General features: G+C 70.9%; 17 protein-coding genes and 1 tRNA gene. 3 read left to right on the plus strand and 15 right to left on the minus strand.

The genetic code is table 11. The features are described 5' to 3' along the window. Positions 1-293: 293 nt before the first annotated feature. The 14 genes from ACW5EG_RS07810 to ACW5EG_RS07875 form a co-directional block, all read right to left on the minus strand. Positions 294-380 (minus strand) — tRNA-Leu (locus tag ACW5EG_RS07810). Between the two features lie 40 nt (positions 381-420). Further along, the gene (locus ACW5EG_RS07815; RefSeq protein WP_457021212.1) at positions 421-879 is read right to left on the minus strand and encodes a DUF2214 family protein; all 459 of its coding nucleotides are present in this window, start codon (positions 877-879) and stop codon (positions 421-423) included. 48 nt (positions 880-927) lie between these two features. Next, positions 928-1521: a cysteine dioxygenase gene (locus ACW5EG_RS07820; RefSeq protein WP_457021213.1), complete on the minus strand. Its 594-nt coding sequence runs from the start codon at positions 1519-1521 to the stop codon at positions 928-930. A 65-nt stretch (positions 1522-1586) separates the two neighbouring features. Beyond that, complete coding sequence (gene metX, locus ACW5EG_RS07825) at positions 1587-2699, minus strand: homoserine O-acetyltransferase MetX (protein WP_457021214.1); 1113 nt, start codon at positions 2697-2699, stop codon at positions 1587-1589. Positions 2700-2789: 90 nt separating this feature from the next. Beyond that, on the minus strand, positions 2790-3860 hold the full coding sequence (locus ACW5EG_RS07830; protein ID WP_457021215.1) for a tetratricopeptide repeat protein: 1071 nt from the start codon (positions 3858-3860) through the stop codon (positions 2790-2792). Then, positions 3857-4291 (minus strand): cytochrome c-type biogenesis protein, encoded by a 435-nt coding sequence (locus ACW5EG_RS07835; RefSeq protein WP_457018433.1) that lies wholly within the window; start codon positions 4289-4291, stop codon positions 3857-3859. The genes ACW5EG_RS07830 and ACW5EG_RS07835 overlap by 4 nt, the downstream gene beginning before the upstream one ends. 26 nt (positions 4292-4317) lie before the next feature. Further along, a complete protein-coding gene (locus ACW5EG_RS07840) occupies positions 4318-4875 on the minus strand; it encodes a DsbE family thiol:disulfide interchange protein (RefSeq protein ID WP_457018236.1) in 558 nt (185 codons plus the stop codon). After that, a complete protein-coding gene (locus tag ACW5EG_RS07845; protein ID WP_457021216.1) occupies positions 4875-6881 on the minus strand; it encodes a heme lyase CcmF/NrfE family subunit in 2007 nt (668 codons plus the stop codon). Before ACW5EG_RS07845 ends, ACW5EG_RS07840 begins: the two co-directional genes overlap by 1 nt. Before the next feature lie 193 nt (positions 6882-7074). Next, positions 7075-7557, minus strand: coding sequence for a cytochrome c maturation protein CcmE (gene ccmE / locus ACW5EG_RS07850; RefSeq protein ID WP_457021217.1), 483 nt, complete (start codon positions 7555-7557; stop codon positions 7075-7077). Then, positions 7554-7724, minus strand: a complete 171-nt coding sequence (gene ccmD / locus ACW5EG_RS07855) for a heme exporter protein CcmD (RefSeq protein ID WP_457021218.1) — start codon at positions 7722-7724, stop codon at positions 7554-7556. The genes ccmE and ccmD overlap by 4 nt, the downstream gene beginning before the upstream one ends. Beyond that, the gene (gene ccmC, locus ACW5EG_RS07860; protein ID WP_457018434.1) at positions 7721-8470 is read right to left on the minus strand and encodes a heme ABC transporter permease CcmC; all 750 of its coding nucleotides are present in this window, start codon (positions 8468-8470) and stop codon (positions 7721-7723) included. Before ccmC ends, ccmD begins: the two co-directional genes overlap by 4 nt. A gap of 422 nt (positions 8471-8892) precedes the next feature. Then, the gene (ccmB, locus tag ACW5EG_RS07865) at positions 8893-9588 is read right to left on the minus strand and encodes a heme exporter protein CcmB (protein ID WP_457018240.1); all 696 of its coding nucleotides are present in this window, start codon (positions 9586-9588) and stop codon (positions 8893-8895) included. Continuing rightward, positions 9585-10241, minus strand: coding sequence for a heme ABC exporter ATP-binding protein CcmA (gene ccmA / locus ACW5EG_RS07870; RefSeq protein WP_457021219.1), 657 nt, complete (start codon positions 10239-10241; stop codon positions 9585-9587). The genes ccmB and ccmA overlap by 4 nt, the downstream gene beginning before the upstream one ends. 34 nt (positions 10242-10275) lie before the next feature. Further along, positions 10276-10767 (minus strand): DUF3293 domain-containing protein, encoded by a 492-nt coding sequence (locus ACW5EG_RS07875; RefSeq protein ID WP_457018242.1) that lies wholly within the window; start codon positions 10765-10767, stop codon positions 10276-10278. Between the two features lie 75 nt (positions 10768-10842). Between ACW5EG_RS07875 and ACW5EG_RS07880 the strand changes: the two genes are divergently transcribed. Beyond that, positions 10843-11988 carry a pyridoxal phosphate-dependent aminotransferase gene (locus ACW5EG_RS07880; RefSeq protein ID WP_457021220.1) on the plus strand — a complete coding sequence of 382 codons (1146 nt, stop codon included), beginning with the start codon at positions 10843-10845 and terminating at the stop codon, positions 11986-11988. Between the two features lie 142 nt (positions 11989-12130). Then, the gene (locus tag ACW5EG_RS07885) at positions 12131-12928 is read left to right on the plus strand and encodes an amidohydrolase (protein ID WP_457018244.1); all 798 of its coding nucleotides are present in this window, start codon (positions 12131-12133) and stop codon (positions 12926-12928) included. A gap of 571 nt (positions 12929-13499) precedes the next feature. Here ACW5EG_RS07885 and ACW5EG_RS07890 read toward each other — a convergent pair. Continuing rightward, positions 13500-14603 carry an NAD(P)/FAD-dependent oxidoreductase gene (locus ACW5EG_RS07890; RefSeq protein WP_457018245.1) on the minus strand — a complete coding sequence of 368 codons (1104 nt, stop codon included), beginning with the start codon at positions 14601-14603 and terminating at the stop codon, positions 13500-13502. Positions 14604-14799: 196 nt separating this feature from the next. Between ACW5EG_RS07890 and ACW5EG_RS07895 the strand changes: the two genes are divergently transcribed. Next, the gene (locus tag ACW5EG_RS07895) at positions 14800-17154 is read left to right on the plus strand and encodes a DNA internalization-related competence protein ComEC/Rec2 (RefSeq protein WP_457021221.1); all 2355 of its coding nucleotides are present in this window, start codon (positions 14800-14802) and stop codon (positions 17152-17154) included. The last annotated feature ends 10 nt before the right edge of the window (positions 17155-17164 follow it).

A 17164-nucleotide genomic window follows, 5' to 3' on the forward strand; every position in this document is an offset into this window, starting at 1 on the left:
TTCATCCACCCGGCAACGTTCCCAGCAACCCGGATTATTGCAATGACCCTTCAGGAAATCCGGCAGCGCAAGGCTGCCAAGACCGGCGAGGCACGCGATTAACGGGGCCGCGATTAACGGGGCCAGGTTTACTTCTAGCTTCCCGAGAGGAGCCATCCCTCCGCGCGGGGTGCAGGCCAATGCATCCAGCTTGTGCGGCCAGGTCATTGCCACCGCGCCATAGCAAGCCGCAAGCCAGCAGCCGCATCAACACAAAGGGCCTGACCTCACGGTCAAGCCCTTCGCCTTGGATCTGGTGCCGGAGGTGGGACTCGAACCCACACGCTTTTAAGGGCGGCGGATTTTGAGTCCGCTGCGTCTACCGATTCCGCCACTCCGGCGCGGGGGCGCAGTATAGCGAATCAGTTGCCCGGTCCCGCATCAGAACGACAGTCCCCCGTGGCGGGCCATGGCGGCGGCGAGGATCAGGATTACGGCGATCAGGGCGAACTCGATGCGCACGATGGTGCGCAGGCGCGCGACCTGTGCGGGGGCGGGCAGCCATGCGGCGTCCGCGCGCAGCTGGATGCGCCAGCGCAGGAAGGCGAGGGTGGGCCACAGCGAGAGCGCGGCGACCAGCACGAACACGCCGATCTTGGCGTGGAACCAGGGGTTCTGCAGGTAGTACGCGCTGCCCTTGACCCCGAAGAACAGGCGCGCGCCGCCGGCAAACAGCAGCAGGACGGCGGTGAGGCCGTAGCCACGGTCGATGCCGGCCAGCCGCTTCATTGCGGCCGCGTCGATCGGTCGCGAGAGCAGGGCCGACTGCAGCGCGAGCATGGCGATCAGGCCGAAGAACAGCAGGTGGTGCAGGCTGGCAAGCAGGAAGTCGGGCAGCATCGGGCGGTGTCCTTCGACAACGTGGCGCCGAAGCGTAGCGCAGTGCGGTTACGCCGCGCGATCGACCGAAAGCGTCGCCGGCACGCGCCGGTACCATTCGCCCTGCTCGGGTTCGAACCGGCAGCAGTGATCCATCTGGCCCTGGTAGATGTGTACCGTCACCGCGATGGCGGCGTCGCTTCCGTTGCGGATGGTGTGGTACTCGTGCGGCGGGATGAGGCTGCCGGCGCTGCCCGGGCCGGCATGCATGCCACCGGCGGCGCGGAAGCGGCAGCGTTCGCCGTCGGTCTCGAGCAGTTCGTACTGGGTGATCTCCAGCTCGCCGTGCCAGACGCCTTCCACGCACCACAAACCGCAGTGGTCGTGAATCGGCGTGCCCTGGTCGGGGCCCCAGGTCATGGCGATCACGCTGTAGCCAAGGGCGGGGCTGCGGTAGAGCTCGCGGCGGGCGTAGTGGTCGTCGATCCTGTCGTGCACGCAGTCGGGCAGGCGCACGGCGGGGTCGCGGATCAGTTCGCACAGCACGCTGCGCAGGCGGGCGGTCACCGCGTGCCTGTCGCCGCTGCGCACGGCCGCGTCGACGGCCGCAACAAAGCGGTCTCGACCCTGGAAGGGGATGCCGGTCGGGGCGTCGGAAGCCATGGCCGCATTCTAGACCGTACCGGCTGAAACAATTCAAGGCGGGCCCGGGACCGGGCCGCAGCGCCTCAGAGTCCCTGCAGGAAGCCGCCCACCGCCGGCCCGAAGCGGCCCATGTCGACCAGGAAGGCGTCGTGGCCCTGCGGCGATTCCAGCCCGACGAAGTGCGCATCGGCGCCGCCGCGGGCCAGGCCGTCGGCGATCTCCTCCTGCTGCTCGACCGGGAACAGGATGTCGGTGCGCGCACCGATCGACAGGGCGCGCTCGACGCGGAGCCCGGCCAGTGCGGCCATCACGTCGCCGCCCGCGTATTCGGCCAGGTCGAACCAGTCCATGCAGCGGCTGAGGTAGAGGTAGCTGTTGGGGTCGTAGCGCCGCACGAAGCGGCGCGCGTGGCCTTCGAGATAGCTCTCGACCTGGAATTCCAGGCCGAAGGGGTCGTCGTCGGCCTGCTCCGAATCGAGCCGCACGCGGCCGAAGCGCCCGTCCCATTCCAGCGCCGAGCGGTAGGTGATCACGCCCAGCTTGCGCGCGATGCGCATGCCCGACTCGGGGTAGGTCGCCTCGTCGTACTCGCCGTTGTTCCAGTTCGGATCGAGGCGGATCGCCTCGCGCTGCAGCGAGCGCGCCGCGATCGAGAACGGAAGCGCGCGCGCACTGCCGGACACGTTGATATGCGTGCGGGCAAGGCCCGGATGCCGCTGCAGGAACGCAAGCGCAGTCATCCCGCCCATGGAGTTGCCGATCACGCAGGCCAACTGCTCGATGCGCAGGGCGCGCACCACGTGCGCCGCGCCATCGGCGATGTCCTCGATCGACACGTCGGGAAATGACAGGCGATACAGCGCGCCGGTCGCGGGATCCACCGACGCCGGCCCGGTCGAGCCCTTGCAGCTGCCCAGCGAGTTGACGCAGACCACGAACCAGCGGTCCGTGTCGATCGGCTTGCCCGGGCCAAGCATGGCTTCCCACCAGCCCGGCGCTGGATCCGCCTCGCTTGAGGCGGCGTGCGCATCCGGCGAGAGGCCGGTGACGATCAGGATCGTGTTGTCGCGCTCCTCGTTGAGCGTGCCCCAGGTTTCATAGGCGACGCGCGCACCGTGCAGCGCGCCGCCGCGCTTCATCGGGAACGTCGAGGGCAGGTCGATCCAGCGTGTGGCGGGTGGGATGAACTCGGTCATCCGGGAATTCTAACGGGATCGCGCTTTGACCGAGGGCGGAGCGGTTGGGTGGCCCGCGGCGGCCAAGCAGGGGCGATGCGCGGCCCGCACTCAGCGGGCCGGTGCGCCGATCACCAGATCGACAGGCGCATCCGCCGGCAGCTTCACGGTTGCCGCTGCCGATTCGAGGTCGCCTTCGGCGCGGTTGGCGCTGCCGGTGGCGGAGATGCGGGCGACGAGTTCGATCTCGGTCAGCGAAGACAGCTTGGAGGTGGGCATCAGGCTGTCGGCGTCGTCGAGCACGATGTCGAGCGGCAGATCCTGCAGGCTGTGGCGCTCGACCGCGACCGGCATCGGCGGGCCGCCGGCGGCGCGGGCGATGACGAAAACGGTCGCGTCGCCGCGCAGGCGCACGCGGGCGGCGAAGTCCGGATCGAGCGAGACACGGACGCGCACCGCGCCCGCAGTCGCGGCAGTTGCGCCGTCGGGCACGACGGACGACGTCGGTGCGGTTGCCGGTGTCGCCGCAGGCAGCGCAGGCATCCCCGCCACCGCACGCGCCTCGTTGATCTGCGTGCGCAGTGCGGCGGCGGTCTCGGCATCGAGCGCGGGCAGCAGTGATTCCCAGGTGGCGACGGCCGCCGCGTCCTCGCCACGCTGGCGCTGGACCACGCCGATGAACCACTGGGCGCGCTGGTTGGCCGGATCCAGCGCCAGGGCGCGGCGCAGCTGTGCCAGCGCTTCGTCGTCGAACTGGTTGCCCGGCGCGGCCTGGGCGCGGGCCTGTGCGGCTTCGATCAGCAGGTCCGGATCGTCCGTGATCTGCTCCAACGCGCTCATGAATGCGTCGCGCGCCTTCACCTGTTGGCCCTGTGCGGCGTAGGCGCGGGCAAGCAGGCGCCAGCCTTCCGGCTGCGCGGGGTCGCGCTGCAGCGCGGCCTCGAGTTCGGCGATGGCTTCTTCCATGGTGGGCGCGGCGCGATCGGCGGCGACGGCGGCCGCTTCAGCATCGAGCGCCACTGGCGTGCCGACGATCCGGTACAGCGCAAAGGCCATCACCGGCACCAGCAGCACGATCGCGCCGAACAGGCGTGGCGCGCCACGCCGCAGCGGCGCGGCAATGAGCGCCGCCACTGCCAGCGCGGCCACGACCAGCACGACATACAGCAAGGTCACGCTCACCACTCCTGCTCCTCTTCGACCGGCAGCGGCCGCTTGCCGCGCGCACGCACGATGCGCACCACCACCAGGCCGCCCACCACCAGCAGCAGCCCCGGCGCCAGCCACAGCAGGGCGGTGTGGCCGCTGAAGCGCGGGCGGTACAGCACGAACTCGCCGTAGCGCTCGACCAGGAAGCTGCGGATCTCGTCGTCGCTGCGGCCGCTGCGCATCAGGTCGAAGACCTCGCGGCGCAGGTCGTGGGCGATCTGGGCGTTGGAATCGGCCAGCGACTGGTTCTGGCACATCACGCAGCGCAGTTCCGACACCAGCCCGTTGAATCGGCGTTCCTCGGCGGCGTCCTGGAACTGCAGCGGCGCGGCATCGCGCACGGCTTGCGCCGCGGCGATGCCGGGCGCAAGCAGCAGCGCCGCAAGCAGCCAGGCGGCAGGCAGGCTGCAACGGCGCAGCAGGGCGGCGATCATGGCGCCACCCCCAGTCTGTCGAGTACCGGACCAAGGCTTTCGGCGATCACCGTGTCGTCCACCGGGCCGACGTGCTTCCAGCGCACGATGCCCTCGGCGTCGACCAGGAAGGTCTCCGGCGCGCCGTAGATGCCCCAGTCGATCGCCTTGCGGCCGTCGTAGTCCACCAGCACCAGCCAGTAGGGATTGCCGAACTGTTCGAGCCAGCGCATCGCGTCGACGTGCTCGTCCTTCCAGTTGTAGCCGACCACGCGCACGCGCCTGGTCTCGGCGAAGCGCGTGATCACCGGGTGCTCGACGCGGCAGCCCGGGCACCAGCTGCCCCAGACGTTGAGCAGGTAGGGCTGGCCGCGCAGCTCCTGCGACGAGAACATGCGACCAGGCTGGTGCAGCATCGGCAGTTCGAACGCCGGCGCCGGCTTGCCGATCAGCGGCGAGGGCAGGGCTTCGCGGTCGGCGCGGTCGGACACCAGCACGCCGTACAGCAGCAGGCCGACCAGGCCGACGAACACCACGCCGATGACCACGGCGGACAATGTGGCGGGACGTGCCATCAGGTTTCATCTCCGGCCAAGGGCGACGACGGCGCCCGCGCATCGGCGCGTGCTTCGCCGCCTGCAGGCTTCGGGCCGGCTGGGCGGCGGTCGCTACCCGTGACCTTGCGGAAACGCTTGTCGGCAGCCGTGACGAAACCGCCCAGCGCCATCAGGAAGGCGCCGGCCCAGATCCAGCGCAGCAGCGGCTTGATCTGCAGCCGCACCGCCCATGCCCCGTTGCCGAGCGGCTCGCCCAGCGCCACGAACACGTCGGCGAACACGCCGACGTGGATGCCGGCATCGGTCATCACCTGGCCGCCGGAGGCGTAGGCGCGCTTTTCCGGGTGCAGCAGGACCAGCGGCTTGTCGCCGCGCAGCACCTGCACCAGGCCGCGGTCGGCCATGTAGTTCGGGCCGGGCACGCGCTCGACGCCATCGAAGCGGAACGCGTAGCGGCCGATCTCGACGGTCTGCCCGGGCGACATCGCCAGCTCGCGCTGCACAAGCTGCGCCTCGACCAGCAGCGCGCCGGCCACGAACACCGCGAGCCCCAGGTGCCCCAGCACCATGCCCAGCATTTCCGGGGTGAACGCGCGGCCGCTGGCCCGCACCCGGCTCCAGACGAAGCGCAGCGTGCCCAGCCCCACCCAGGCCGCGGCAAACACGCCGGCCGCGGTCTTGAGCGGGCCCTGCGGCGCCATGAACCAGGCGATCACGCCCAATGCCAGCGCGAGCCCCAACCACGGCAACAGCATCGCCAGCGGCTTGGATACCTGCTCCTGCTGCCAGCGCGTGAGCGGGCCGAACGGGACCAGCAGCACCAGCGGCGCCATCAGCAGCAGGAACAGGGTGCCGAAGTAGGGCGGGCCCACCGACACCTTGCCCAGGTCCAGCGCGTCGGCCAGCAGCGGGTACAGCGTGCCCAGCAACACCATCGCGCAGGCGGCGGTGAGCAGCAGGTTGTTGAGCAGCAGCAGGGTCTCGCGCGAGAACGGCGCGAACGGCCGCCCCTCCGGCAAGCGCGGCGCGCGCAGCACGTACAGCACCAGCGCGCCGCCGATGACTGCGGCGAGGAAGACCAGGATGAACAGGCCGCGCGAGGGATCGGCGGCGAACGAATGCACGCTGGTCAGCACGCCCGAGCGCACCAGGAACGCTCCCAGCAGCGACAGCGAGAAGGTCGCGATCGCCAGCAACAGCGTCCAGCCGCCGAAGCTGCCGCGCTTCTCGGTCACCGCCTGCGAGTGGATCAACGCAGCGCCAGCCAGCCATGGCATGAAGCTGGCGTTCTCGACCGGGTCCCAGAACCACCAGCCGCCCCAGCCCAGTTCGTAGTACGCCCACCACGACCCCAGCGCGATGCCGATGGTGAGGAAGCCCCAGGCCACGTTGGTCCAGGGCCGCGTCCAGCGCTGCCAGCGCGCATCGACCTTGCCTTCGAGCAGGGCCGCGATCGCGAACGCGAACGGCACCACGAAGCCGATGTAGCCGATGTACAGCATCGGGGGATGGATGATCATCCCCGGGTCCTGCAGCAGCGGGTTGAGGTCGTGGCCCTCCAGCGGCGCCGGCAGCAGGCGCGCGAACGGGTTGGAGGTGAAGATCATGAAGGACAGGAAGCCGATCGCGACCAGGCCGATCACGCCCAGCACGCGGGCCGACACCACCTGCGGCAGCGAGCGCGACCACAGCGCCACGGCGGCGTTCCACACGCCCAGCATCAGCACCCACAGCAGCAGCGAGCCCTCGTGCGAGCCCCAGACCGCGGTGTAGCGATAGACCAGCGGCAGCAGGGTATTGGAGTTGTTGGCCACGTACGCGACGGAGAAGTCCTGCTGCACGAACGCCACGGTGAGCGCGACGTAGGCAAAGGCGAGCAGCAGGAGCTGGGCGAGTGCAGCGGGGCGCGCGACCGCCATCCACGCGGGCCTGTCACCGGCGGCGCCCGCCAGCGGCAGCACGGCCTGCAGCACGGCCGCAAGCAGGGCGAGGAGGAGGGCGACCTGACCGAGTTCGGGGAGCACTAGCGCTGCGCCCCAGCTGACATTTCGAACACCCGGCCTGTCATTTCGAACGCAGTGAGAAATCTTGCGTCCGCCGAAACAGATCTCTCACTGCGTTCGAGATGACAGGCGGTGCGTGACGGCGCTCGGCACAGTGCCGAAGACAGCGCCAAGTACGGTGCCCGTGACACCACGGCGGATGCGCAACCTGCCATCAGTTCCCCGCCTCGGCCTGCGGCGCGGTCTCGACGTTGTGCCTGGTGTGCGCCAGGCCCATCTTGTCGGCGACTTCCTTCGGCACGTAGGTCTCGTCGTGCTTGGCCAGCACGTCCTCGGCGACGAAACGGCCGCCTTCCATGCGCCCGGTGGCGACCACCGCCTGGCCCTCGCGGAACAGGTCGGGCAGGATCTTGTCGTAGACCACGTCCAGCTGCGCGTCGCCATCGGTCACGCGGAAGTGGGTGCGCAGCGAGCCCTCGTCGCGCCGGAACGAGCCGGTCTCGACCATTCCGCCCAGGCGGAAGCGCGCCTCGCCCGAGGACACGGCTTCGCCGGCGCTGCCGCCCAGGATCTCGTTGGGCGTGTACAGGTAGGCGATGTTGCGCTGGAGTGCGAAGGCGACCAGGGTCGCGGCCAGCGCGGCGGCGGCCAGCAGCGCGACCACGAACCAGATGCGGCGGCGGCGGGTGGGGTTCATCGTTTCAGCTCCTGCGCATTGGTCTGCGCACGGGCGGTGTCGCGGCGCGCCCGCAGGCGGACGGCGCGCAACACCTGGGCGATGCGGATGCGCGGGGCAACGAAATCCCACAGCAGTACCGCGGCAAATACGGCATAGGCCGCGACGACATATCCGGCGTAACTCATCGCGCGACTCCGGCGGCGCGGCGCACCCAGTCCTTGCCGGCCTCGCGCTGCAGATTGTCCGCGCGGGCGCGGGCCAGCAGCGACCCGACCGCCCAAAGTTTGGTGCCGACGATCATCCACAGCAGCGGCGGCAGCATGCTCGCGTCCATCGACGACTCGCCGAACACGCGGATGGTCTGGCCCTGGTGCAGCGAGTTCCACCACACCACCGAGTAACGGATGATCGGCAGCATCACCACGCCCACGATCGCCAGCAGCGAGGCCGCGCGCGCGGCGGCGCGGCGGTCCTCGATGGCGGCATACAGGCCGATCACGCCGAAGTACAGGAACAGCAGCACCAGCTGCGAGGTCAGGCGCGGGTCCCAGTCCCACCAAGTGCCCCACATCGGCTTGCCCCAGATGCTGCCGGTGGCCAGGGTGATGAAGGTGAAGGCGGCGCCGATCGGCGCGCAGGCCATGGCCAGGATCTCGCACAGCTTGATCCGCCAGACCAGGGCGATGGCGCCGTACAACGCCATCAGCGCGAACATCGCCATGCTCATCCACGCAGCCGGCACGTGGATGTAGAGGATCCGGAAGCTGTCGCCCTGCTGGTAGTCGGCCGGCACCACGAACAACCCCAGGTACGCGCCCACCGCCATGACCGCCAGGCCCAGCCCGAACGCCCACGGCGCCCAGCGCGCGGCGAAGCGGTCGAAATACGGGGGTGACCCGAGCTGGTGGAACCAGCGCACCATCGGGTTCATCTTGGACATCGGGCTGTGTGCTCGCTGGGGGAGGGGCCGCGGCGGCGGCCGGGCACGGGGCTGGCTGCCGCCATCCTGGCCAACTGCCTATTTTTTCAGACTCGACCGGCGCGGCCAAGCTTTTGGGGTGGACAGGATGCCCCATGGCGGGGGGGTGCGTCGTGCGGCGCGGGCTTGCGGAGAGCGTGGCTCGCGACGGGCGACGTCGTAGCTTGAGCGGCAATCGCGGCTGAAGCCGCTCCTACATGGTCCCGTGCGGCTGCAGGAGCGGCTGTAGGAGCGGCTGTAGGAGCGGCTTCAGCCGCGATCGTCAATGGCCCCCGCCCGCGACCGCCAAGCGCCAAGCGCCGAAACCCGAGACCCGAGACCCGAGACCCGGCAAGCGCACCTCACCCAGGACACCGGCCCCCGTCCCGCCACGCCTACTGCGACGCGATCCGTATCGCCGTCGCGGCCGCCACCGGCGCCAGCACCAGCGCCATCAGCAGTCCGGCGCCCAGCAGTAGCAGGCCGCCCGCCGGATCATGGCCTTGGGCCGCGGCCGTCACGCTGCCGGCACCGAACACCAGCACCGGCACGTACAACGGCAGCGCCAGCAGCGCCAGCAGGACGCCCGCGCGGCGCATGCCCACGGTCAGGGCCGACACCACCGCCCCCAGCAGGCTCAGCAGCGGCGTGCCCAGCCCCAGCGCCAGCAACAGCACCGGCCACAGCGTGCGCGGCAGGTACAGCAGTTCGGCCAGCAGCGGAACCGCCAGCAGCAGCGGCGCGGCGGTGGTCAGCCAGTGCATCAGGGTCCGCACCAGCACCAGCCAGGCCAGCGGCACCGGCGCCAGCCGCCATTGTTCGAGCGAACCGTCCTCGGCGTCGCCGCGGAACAGCGTGTCCAGCGCCAGCAGGCCCGACAGCAGCACCGCCACCCACAGCACGCCCGGCGCGGCGCGCGACAGCAGCTCGCGTTCGCTGCCCATCGCCAGCGCGAACAGCACCACCACCAGGATCGCGAACAGCGCCGGCTGCAGCGCATCACCACGGCGGCGCCAGAGCAGGCGCAGGTCGCGCAGGACCAGTGCGCGTGCGGCCGAGAACAGCGTCGGCGTGGCGCTCGACATGCTCATGCCTCCGCCTCTACCACCGCACCCAGCGCCAGCAGGCGCGTGCGCACCGGTGGCGCGGCGTAGGCGCCGTGGGTGGTGACCAGCGCGCCGCCGCCCTCGTCCAGGTGCGCACGGACCATGCGGTTGACCAGCTCGATGCCGGGCAGGTCGAGGTTGGCGTAGGGCTCATCCAGCAGCCACAGCGGCGCCGGCGACAGCCACAGCCGCGCCAGCGACAGGCGCTTGCGCTGCCCGGCCGAAAGCGTGCGCGCGGCTGCGTCCTCGAAGCCGCCCAGGCCAACGATGGCCAACGCTTCCTCCAGTTCGAGCGTCGGCCGGCGGCCGAGCAGGCCGCAGAGGTAGTCGAGGTTCTCCAGCGCCGAGAGATCCGCCTTCAGCCCGGGAAGGTGGCCGAGGTAGGCGATATGTCCGGCGCGCGCCGCAGGACCTGCCGGGGCCCCCGCCAGGCGCACGACGCCGCATTCGCCGTCCAGCAGCCCGGCCAGCACCCGCAGCAGGGTGGTCTTGCCGGCGCCGTTGCCGCCCTGGACCAGCAGCGCCTCGCCGCGCTCGACCCGGAAGTCGAGCGGGCCGAACACCGGGCGGTCATTGCGGTCGAAGCTCAGGCCGCGCACGTCGATCAACGGCGCAGCGGCGGTGGTGGTCTCGGGCATCAGGCGCGCTTTGGCCGCGGACCGGCCATCGCGCTCATTCTACTAGCCAGTCGACGAAGCGGTCGTCCTCGTCCAGCTCGGCAGGGCGGCCCCCGTCCATGCGCAGTCGCACCGGCGCGCCCATCCGCCACCACAGTGCGCCGAGCTGGCCGAAGTGGCGCGACAGCGCGTCGTAGGCGGCCGTGTCCATGCCCATCACCAGCCAGCCCGGCTCGCGCCAGCTGCGGTTGCGCGCGGAGGAGAAGGCCGGCAGGTAGGGATGGCCGCTGGCGTCGAGCGCATCGCACAGCAGTTGGTCGGCCTGGCGGTTCTCCGCGGCGCTGCGCTCGACCGACAGCGGATTCCAGGCCGATATCAGGCCGAACGAGTGCGCCTGCGGATACGCCAGGTCCAGGCCCGGCGTAGGCAGGCCGATGTTGATGTCATGCCAGTCGCCGTCGCGCTGCCAGCGATACTCCGCGGCCAGGTAGGCGCGCAGCAGCGTCGTGAGACGCGTCTCATCGGAATCGGCCTGGGGGATCGACATCGGGCACAAGGTTTAACCGATCAGAGCCGGCCCGTAAACTGCCGGGCTTCCCGATCGCGTTGTGGATGGATGTCGATGTTGCAGAGCAAGCTGCCGAAAGTGGGCACCACCATCTTTACCGTGATGTCGCAGCTGGCGCAGGAGCACGGTGCGGTCAACCTCGGCCAGGGCTTCCCCGATTTCGACGTGCCGGCGCGCCTGGTCGAGGAACTCGATCGCGCGATGCGCGCCGGCCACAACCAGTACGCGCCGATGACCGGCGTCGCCGCGCTGCGCCAGGCGATCGTGGGGAAGACCGCGCGCGTGTACGGGCATCGCCCGGATGCGGATGCCGAGGTCACCGTCACCAGCGGCGCGACCGAGGCGATCTTCAACGCCATCCACGCCGTGGTGCGCGCGGGCGACGAGGTGGTCGTGCTGGATCCCTGCTACGACTGCTATGAGCCTGCCATCGACTTGGCCGGCGCCCGCGCCGTGCACGTGCCGCTGGACCCGGCGACGTTCGCGCCCGACTGGCAGCGGGTGCGCGAGGCGATCACGCCGCGCACGCGGATGCTGATGATCAACAGCCCGCACAATCCATCGGGGGCGATGTTCTCGGCCGACGATATGCGCGAGCTGGAGGCGATCCTGGACGGGACCGGCATCCTCCTGCTCTCGGACGAGGTGTACGAACACATCGTCTTCGACGGCGTCCGCCATGAATCGGTGCTGCGCTGGCCGGCGCTGCGCGAGCGCGCCTTCGTGGTGTCGAGCTTCGGCAAGACCTACCACTGCACCGGCTGGAAGGTCGGCTACTGCATCGCGCCGCCGGCATTGAGCGCCGAGTTCCGCAAGGTCCACCAGTACAACGTGTTCTGCACCTTCGCCCCGGCCCAGCACGCGTTTGCGGCGATGCTGGAGGTCGAGCCGGAGCATTACGAGCAGTTGGGCGCCTTCTACCAGGCCAAGCGCGACCGCTTCCGTGCGCAGCTGGCGACCACCCGCCTGGCCCCGCTGCCGGTGCCGGGCGGCTACTTCCAGCTGGTCGATTATTCGGCGATCAGCGACCTGGACGACGCGGCGTTCTGCCGCTGGCTGACCGTGGAGAAAGGCGTGGCCGCGATTCCGCTGTCGCCGTTCTACGAGACGCCGCCGACGGGCCAGCGCCTGGCGCGCCTGTGCTTCGCCAAGAACGAGGCCACCCTCGACGCCGCGATCGAGCGCTTGCAGCACCTGTAGGAGCGGCTTCAGCCGCGAGTTCGCGCTGCGATATGCCGTTCCGTCGCCCAACGCAGCCGCGCGGCCCCGACGTGTTGGTTTCGCCCAACCCCGGCGCTCCAACCCATCCACAGGATTCCCCACATCGGCTAGGCTGGCGTGCATGGACAACCTGCGCATTTCACTGGTCCAGGGCGCGACCCTGTGGCACGACCCGGCCGGCAACCGCGACTACTACGGCGAGCGGATCGCGCCGCTGCGCGGCTTCACCGACGTGGTGCTGCTGCCCGAGACCTTCACCAGCGGTTTTTCGAACGAGGCCATCGACAAGGCCGAGACGATGGACGGCCCGACCGTCGAGTGGATGCGCGCGCAGGCGGCGCAGCTTGACGCCGCGGTCTGCGGCAGCGTGCAGCTGCGGGTGGGCGATGACGTGTTCAACCGGCTGCTGTGGGCCACGCCCGATGGCGCGCTGTCGCACTACGACAAGCGCCACCTGTTCCGCTACGCGGGCGAGCACGAGCGCTACGCCGCCGGGCGCGAGCGGCTGACGGTGGAGTGGAAGGGTTGGCGGATCTGCCCGCTGGTCTGCTACGACCTGCGCTTCCCGGTGTATTCGCGCAACCGCTACGACGTCGAGCGCCCCGGCGCGCAGGACTACGACCTGCTCATCTACATCGCCAACTGGCCGGCGGCGCGGGCGCACGCCTGGAAGACGCTGCTGCGCGCGCGCGCGATCGAGAACCTGTGCTACGTGGCCGGACTCAACCGCGTGGGCACCGACGGCGGCGGCCTGAGCTACTCGGGCGACAGCGCGGTGATCGACTTCCTGGGCCATCCCGCCAGCGAGTGCACGGATGCCGAGGTGGTGGTGACCACGACGCTGCTGGCGGCCGAGCTGGCCGCGCACCGCGCGCACTTCCCGGCGATGCTGGACGCGGACGCATTCGAGCTGCGCTGACCGGTTCGGGCTCGGCGCGGCCGCGATGGTGGGCAGCTTCTGGCAGCCGAGCGCGTGTCCGGAAGGAAACGTATCTTGCGATAGCTCCAGAGGTAGGACACTCCATCGACCATCATCCAGGCGTGGGGGGAGCGCGCATGCGCACCCGAGTCGTGCAGCGACGCGATCAGGCTCGCCGTCGCATGGCAATCAGCACCCATCTGCCGCAACGCGGCGTGCATCGCGGTCGCGCGGACGATCTCGCCTGATCCCAGGGGCAACCAGGCCAGCGGCACCGGTGCGAGCAGCAGCCAGGCGGAAAGGGGCAGGACCGCCAGCCGACGGCGGAACGTCCAGCCCAGGAGCCCGCACAGCAGCAGCCAGACCCCGCCGGTGACGAGCGCGAAAGCGTCGAACCGCTCCAGTATCGCCCCGAGCGCGATCAGCGCCAGCGGTGGGAACACCAGGTACATCACGCCGAGCAGGTTCATGGTCATCGTCAGGTGGAAAGCCAGCCAGACATGCCCGCCTAACAGCATCAGCAGCCGCATGGCGCAGCTGGGGACCTGGCCGCGTGTACTGTGCGTGCCGTTCATACACGATCATCGCGGGCATGGAAGTACACGCGTTCGGCCGTCCAGCGCAGCGGCGCGGTGCCGAGCAGCAGGTCGAAAGGCCAGTCCTGCTGCAAATGGTCGAAGGCCCAGCGCAGAACGCGCTTGGCGCGGAAGCGTGGCGCCGCGCGCGCCGCGACCAGCGCGGGGTCGGGTCCGCCATCGAGCAGGTGTGCGGCGATCGCGTTGCCGACCGCCTCGCCGTGGCGCCAGGCCGAGTGGATGCCGCCGGCGGTGACCGGCGAGACGATGCCGGCGGCGTCGCCGGTCAGGACCACGCCGGGCGCGGCGAGCGGGCGCACCGGCCCGCCACAGGGAATCAGGCCGGCGCGGGTTGCGGTGGGCGACAGTCCGGGATCCAGGCCAAGCCGCTCGCCGACGCGGGCGCGCAACGCCGCGATGTCGGGCACGCCGGCCCGGTCATCGCGATGGCGGAACGCGAGGCCAAGCTGCACGCCGCGCGGATTCTGCGCCGCCCAGCCGATGTAGCCTGGCGCCAGCCTGCGGTCGATGAAGCAGTGCAGGCGGTCGGGCTCGGCCAGCGTGGCGCCGTCGAACTCGTGCTCCACCCCGTAGAGGAACTCGCGCACGCGCGCCAGGCCCGCGCGCATCGCCAACCGCGACTTCGCGCCATCGGCACCGACCAGCCATCGGCAGCTGCCGAGGCCGGCCACCTGCCAGCCGCCGGCCGTGCGCTGCGCATCGGTGAACGACTGCATCAGCCGCAGCTCGACGCCGGCGCGTTCCAGCTCGCCCGCCAGCCAGCGCATCACCGCGGGCGTATCGGTGGCCAGGAAGTAATAGCCGGGTCGCTGCAGCGCCATGCTGCGCAGGCTCGGCGCGTACAGGCGCACGCCATTGATGCGACGCACCAGCGGCGCGGGGATGGCGGCCAATGGCGTGCCTTCGGCCGCTTCGCGCACGATGATCCCGGTGGTGTGCAGGCGCATGCCCGGGTCGCGCTTGCGCTCGAGCACGCACACGCGCAACCCGGCCCGGCGTGCGGCCAGCGCGCAGGCCGCGCCGGCGAAGCTGGCGCCGACCACCACCACGTCCCACCGTGCCGTCGTTGCTGATCCCATGGTCCCGCCTTGTGGCTGTTGCGATGGGTCAAGCGTGTCGTGGCAGCGTGTTGCGGCGATGGGAGGACGATGAAGTGGGGGTGAAGTCAGGATCGTTCGGCCGTGGGATTAATCCCACGCCCCATCGCCATCGCTGCCGATGCCGCATCAAGCCAGGGCCGGCCACACTGCAGGCCTGATCGACGCGGAACAGGCCATGGATGGTCGCCGAGCAACCCATCAACCTGCGCTGGCGCCGTCCGGCCCGGCCATTGCCGCGATGCTCGTGCTGGGCGTGCTGGCATGCTCGCGCCTGCCTGCGCTGCCGCCGCTGCCCGTGCTGGTGCCGCTGGCCGTCCTCGGCGCATGGGCCTGGTGGCGCTTCGGCGACTGGCGCCGACCGGCTGGCGCGCTGGCGCTGGGATTCGCGCTGTTTGGCCTGCACGCCGCCTGGGTGCTCGCGCAGCAGTTGCCGCAGGCGCTGGAACGCGGCGACTTCGAGATCCAGGGCAGGGTGGTGCAACTGCCCGAACACGAACCCCGGCACACGCGCTTCCTGTTCCGGGTGGACCGTGACGCCGGCCAGCACGAAGCCCTGCGCGGCAAGCTGCTGAGGCTGTCCTGGTACGACGACCGCGACGGCGCCGACGCGCCGCGTCTGCAGCTGGAACCAGGCAGCCGATGGCGCTTCACCGCACGCCTGCGCGCGCCGCGCGGCCTGCGCAATCCGGGTTGGTACGACGGTGAGCGCCATGCGCTGGCGGGCCGGCTCGCCGCAACCGGCTATGTGCGATCGGCCGCCCCCTGGGAGCGTACGCGCGCGGCGGCCGGCATCGACGGCTGGCGCGACCGCATCGCGAGCCGCATCGATGACTCGCTGGCGCGTCCCTCCGCGCGCTTCGTGCGGGCGCTCGCCCTGGGCGACACGCGCGGCCTGGCCGATGTCGACTGGGAAATCCTGCGCGCCACCGGCCTGACCCATCTGATCGCGATTTCCGGCTTCCACGTCGGCCTGGTCGCCGGCTTCTTCGCGCTGGTGGTGGCCGGCGTCTGGTGGCTGCTGCCGGGGCTGGGGCGGCGGATGCCGCGACCGCAGGCGGCTGCCTGCGGTGCATTGCTCGGTGCGGCCGGATACGCCGCCGTCGCCGGTTTCGCCCTGCCCACCGTGCGCACCGTGCTGATGATCGCGGTCGTGGTCCTGGCCAGGCTGTGGCGCAGGCCGATGGGCGTGGCCGATTCGCTGGCGCTGGCGGCGATCGCGCTGCTGCTGGTCGACCCGCTGTCGGTGCTGGCGGCGGGCTTCTGGCTCAGCTTTGCCGGCGTCGCCTGGTTGGTGTGGTGCCTGCCGCGGGCGCATACGCAGCCGCTGCTGCGCGGCTTCCTGTCGGCGCAATGGGTGGCCACGCTCGGCCTGCTGCCGCTGACCGCGATCCTGTTCGGCCAGGCCTCGCTGGCCGGGCCGCTGGCCAATCTGGTCGCGATTCCCTGGTGGAGCCTCGTCGTCGTGCCCCTGGCCCTGGTCGGCACCGGGCTGGAGGCGCTGCACGCAGGCTGGGGCGGGCCGGCGTGGCGGCTCGCGGCCTGGTGTTTCGACCTGTCCTGGCCGCTGTTCGAATGGCTGGCATCGGCGCGCCTGGCGCTGTGGTGGTTGCCCGAGGCGCGCTGGTTCGCGCTGCCGCTGGCGCTGCTGGGCGCGTTCTGGCTGTTGCTCCCGCGCGGGGTGCCGGGCAAGGCCCTGGCCCTGCTGCTGTTGCTGCCGCTGCTGTGGCCGGACCGGCGCCTGCCCGCGCCGGGCGGCTTCGAGATGGTGGTGCTGGACGTGGGGCAGGGCACCTCGGTGCTGATCCGCACCGCAGGCCATGCCGTGCTCTACGACACCGGGCCGGCGGTACCGGAGGGTTTCGACGCAGGCGAGCGCGTGGTGGCCCCGGCCCTGCGCGCGCTGGGCGTGCGCCGGCTGGACGCGGTGGTGGTCAGCCACGGCGACGCCGACCACGCCGGCGGCCTGGCGGCGGTGCTGCGGCGCTTCGAGACCGGCCCGGTGTTCGCCGCGCGCGATGCCGGCGTCGAGGGCGCCGCGCCCTGCGTGGCCGGGACGCAGTGGGAGTTCGACGGCGTGCGCTTCGGCTTCCTGCACCCGGACCTGCATTTCCCGGCCATGCGCAACGAATCGAGCTGCGTGCTGCGGATCCAATCCGCGCACGGCTCAGCGCTGCTGGCCGGCGACATCGGCGAGGTCGTCGAGCGCATGCTGGTCCACGACCAGGCGCGGCAGCTGCGCAGCGATGTGGTGCTGGTCGCCCACCATGGCAGCGACAAGTCTTCCGATCCGGCGTTTGTCTCAGCAACGCAGGCGCAGCTCGCGGTCGCCTCCACCGGCCACGGCAACCGCTTCGGCCACCCGCACCCGCGGGTCATGCAGCGCTGGGCCGAGGCCGGCGCCGGCACCGCCGACACGGCCCAGGACGGCGCGGTGCGGATACATATAAGTGACGGCACGCACATCGAGCGGCGCCGCGGCAGCCACCCGCGCCTGTGGGATGCGGTGCGGAGGGCCGACGCGGCGCGCTGACCGGCTATCC

The sequence above is a fragment of the Luteimonas sp. A611 genome (genome assembly GCF_054072715.1).